This window comes from Geminicoccus flavidas (assembly GCF_009806515.1).
In the GTDB taxonomy this organism is placed as follows: domain Bacteria; phylum Pseudomonadota; class Alphaproteobacteria; order Geminicoccales; family Geminicoccaceae; genus Geminicoccus; species Geminicoccus flavidus.
The window spans coordinates 1-1,056 of record NZ_WUJP01000546.1; the positions used below are offsets into that span (position 1 = coordinate 1).

1 protein-coding gene is annotated in these 1,056 nt (G+C 73.4%); it reads left to right on the forward strand.

All coding sequences use genetic code 11. From position 1 onward, the window contains the following. Positions 1–535 (forward strand): calcium-binding protein (locus tag EQG76_RS15395; RefSeq protein WP_321573468.1); only part of this gene is annotated, 535 nt, incomplete at its 5' end. Positions 536–1,056 lie beyond the last annotated feature (521 nt).

The window sequence follows — 1,056 nt, forward strand, 5'->3', positions numbered from 1 at the left end:
CGATGCTCTTTACGGCTTTGCCGGCAACGACCGGCTTTATGGCAAGACGGGCCGGGACAGCCTCTTCGGCGGCGACGGCATCGACCGGCTCTATGGCGATGGCGGCGACGACCTGCTCGATGGCGGGTCGGGGGACGACTGGCTCTATGGCGGGACCGGGGACAACCGCCTGACGGGCGGGGCCGGCGCCGACCTGCTGGCCGGCGGGGGCGGCGCCGACTGGCTGGTGGGTAGACCCGGCAACGACCGCCTGGACGGCGGCAGCGGCGACGACCTGATCCTGGCCGGCGAGGGCGACGACCTGGTGACCGCCTGGTACGGCCAGGACGTGATCGACGGCGGGGCCGGGACCGACACGCTGGAGGTTGGCTTCGCCGCCTCGGGCTACCGGCTGGAAGGCACGCTCGCGGAGGCCCGTCTGGTCGACATCATGCCCGACGGCGGCGATCTCGGCCTGGATCTCCTGCGCTCGGTCGAGATCGTCCGCTTCCTCGACCGCACGCTGGTCTGGCAGGGCGGGCAGTGGCTGGGCTGACGGCTGCAGGGCCATTCGCGGGTGCAGCTCGTCCGGCTGCCCGGCCTCGCTAACCCTGGTACTGCCGGCAGGATGGCGGTGGCGCGCCCGCTGGCCGGAGAGCAGGCAGTCCCGCCGCATCGTGCCGGCCGGTGATGTCCCGGCACCCGACCGCCTGCTCCCGGACGGGCTGGTGCTGGCCGGCCACCACCGCTGGCGCATGGGCAAGGTCGCCCGAGCCGCATGCACGGGGACCACGTCGTCACCCTCGCCGCCGTGCTGGCCGGCAGTCATGGCGGCACGCTGCTCGCCGGACGGTTCACCCATGCCCGCGTCTGGCCGCGCAGCGGCCAGGGCCAGCAGGCTGAAGCGGCCCCTGCTTGGCGGCCGCCTGAGCATCACGCCGGGCGACCCGGCGGCCTGATCGTTTCCTGTCGCTCAGATTGGCTCGCCGAACGAGATGCCGAGGCCGCGCGCGGTGTGCAGCAGCGTGTCGTTCAGATCGACCGCACGGGTGCCGGCGGTGGCCTCGGCCAACGGCA